Annotated in this window: 2 protein-coding genes; one reads left to right on the top strand and one right to left on the bottom strand. The window is 76.0% G+C overall.

What is annotated here, in order from left to right; all coding sequences use genetic code 11:
- The first annotated feature begins 49 nt into the window (after window positions 1-49).
- Window positions 50-1,243 carry a CapA family protein gene (locus SSBG_RS01960; protein ID WP_008744558.1) on the top strand — a complete coding sequence of 398 codons (1,194 nt, stop codon included), beginning with the start codon at window positions 50-52 and terminating at the stop codon, window positions 1,241-1,243.
- 114 nt (window positions 1,244-1,357) lie between these two features.
- On the opposite strand, the gene SSBG_RS01955 is transcribed toward SSBG_RS01960, so the two are convergent.
- Window positions 1,358-1,819, bottom strand: a complete 462-nt coding sequence (locus tag SSBG_RS01955; protein WP_008744557.1) for a universal stress protein — start codon at window positions 1,817-1,819, stop codon at window positions 1,358-1,360.
- Between the last annotated feature and the right edge of the window lie 218 nt (window positions 1,820-2,037).

Genomic DNA, 2,037 nt, shown 5'->3' with positions numbered 1-2,037 from the left:
CGCCGCCCGGCCCGCTTCCGCGCCGCGCTCCCTCCGGCGGCGGCCCGCCCTGGCCGGGCTGCGGACCGGCCTGCTGCTCGCCGGCCTCGCCTCGGCGGCCACCGCGTGTGCCGGGCTCACCGGTTCCGGGGGCACGTCCGCCGCCCCCGCCCGGCCGCCAGCCGCGGGCGGCGCCCCGGCATCCCCCTCGCCCTCCCCCTCCGATCACCGGCGCGCGTTCACTCTCCTCGCCTCCGGCGACGTCCTGCCCCACGACTCCGTCAACCAGCAGGCGCACGCCGACGCGGGCGGCAAGGGCTACGACTTCCGCCCGATGCTCGCGGGCGTCGCGCCCGTCGTCTCCCGCGCCGACCTGGCGATCTGTCACATGGAGACGGTCTACGGCGACGACGACGGCCCCTACTCCGGCTATCCCGCCTTCGTCTCGCCGCCGCAGATCGCCACGGCGCTCGCCACCACCGGCTACGACTCCTGCTCGACCGCGTCCAACCACAGCCTGGACGACGGGGCCGCCGGCATCTCCCGGACCCTCGGCGCCCTCGACCGCGCCGGCATCGCGCACGCCGGCACCGGGCGCGGCGAGGCGGAGGCGCACCGGCCCGCCTGGCTCACGGCGGGCGGCGCGAAGGTCGCCCACCTCAGCTACACCTACGGCACCAACGACATCCCGCCGCCCGCGGACGCCCCCTGGAGCGTCCGCCTCATCGACGAGGGCCGCATCGTCCAGGACGCCCGCGCCGCGCGCGAGGCGGGCGCCGACATCGTCGTCGTCAGCACGCACTGGGGCACCGAGTGGCAGACCGCCCCCGACACCCAGCAGCGCGAACTCGCCCAGGCCCTCACCGCCTCCCGCACCGATGAGCGCCCCGACATCGACCTCGTCCTCGGCACCCACGCGCACGTCCCGCAGGCGTACGAGAAGGTCAACGGCACCTGGGTGATCTACGGCATGGGCGACCAGATCGCCGGCCGGATGATCAACTACGAGGACGTGCACGACCCGCGCGGCAACGAGAGCACGCTCGGCCGCTTCACGTTCAGCCCGCCCGCGAAGCCCGGGGCGCGCTGGGAGGTCACGAAGGCCGAGTTCCTGCCGCAGTGGTACGACCTCGCGGTCAACCGCGTCGTGGACGTGGACGACGCGCTCGCGAAGGGCCGTGACCTGAGTGCGGTCCGCGACCGCCTGCGCGAGGTCGTCCTGAGCCGGGGCGCGGCCGGGGACGGGCTCGTCGAGGGCCGCTGACCCCGTCCCCGCCGGGCGACGCGCGCGCTCCCGCCCCGTGCCGCCGGCGTACGGGGCCGGAGCGCTCCCGCGCGGGAGCGGACCCCCGTCCCGGGGCGCCCCCGCGCCGTCCCGCTACGGCACCACCGTCACCGGCCAGCGCCCCGTCTTGACCATCCGCACCGCCACCGAGCCCACGAAGCGGTGCCCCGCCTGCTCCGAGGCGCCGACCACCACCGCGTCCGCCTTGAGCTCGTCCGCCGCCGTCACGAGACCCGTGTACGGATCGCCCCGGAAGGTGTGGAACTCCCAGCGCAGGTCGAAGATGCCCTTGAAGAGCTCGGTGCCGTGGCGCAGTTCCTCCATGAGGGACTCGGCGATCTCGTCGGTCGTCTCGGCCACGGGCGCGCCCATCGCCGCCCCCGCCGAGAGCAGCGGCTGCACGTACACGAAGGCGAGGAGCGCGCCCTGCCGCCTGGCCAGTCCGCCTCCGTACGCCGCCGCGCGGAAGGAGGAAGCGGAACCGTCGACGCCGACCACGATCACTTTCGGGCCGTCGGTGCCGCGTTCGAACTGGGATGGCTTCTGTTCGGTCACGCAGTGAGGTTAGTGCCTGCCCCCGGCGGCTCACAGAGCTGGTCCGCCCGGGTGCACCCCGTGCCCCGGGACGGCGTGGCGCCGCCGCCCGAGGTGTCCGGAGTGCGTGGGATCGGCCCATGCGCGCGGTACGAAGCACGGGCGCGCCCCGGCCCGAGACGGAATCCCCGGCCGCCGCCCCCCCGCGCCGCGCGCTGCTGCGCACCGCCGGGCTCCTC

Source organism: Streptomyces sp. SPB074, from assembly GCF_000154905.1.
In the GTDB taxonomy this organism is placed as follows: domain Bacteria; phylum Actinomycetota; class Actinomycetes; order Streptomycetales; family Streptomycetaceae; genus Streptomyces.
This window is presented reverse-complemented; position numbering and strand designations above follow the sequence as displayed.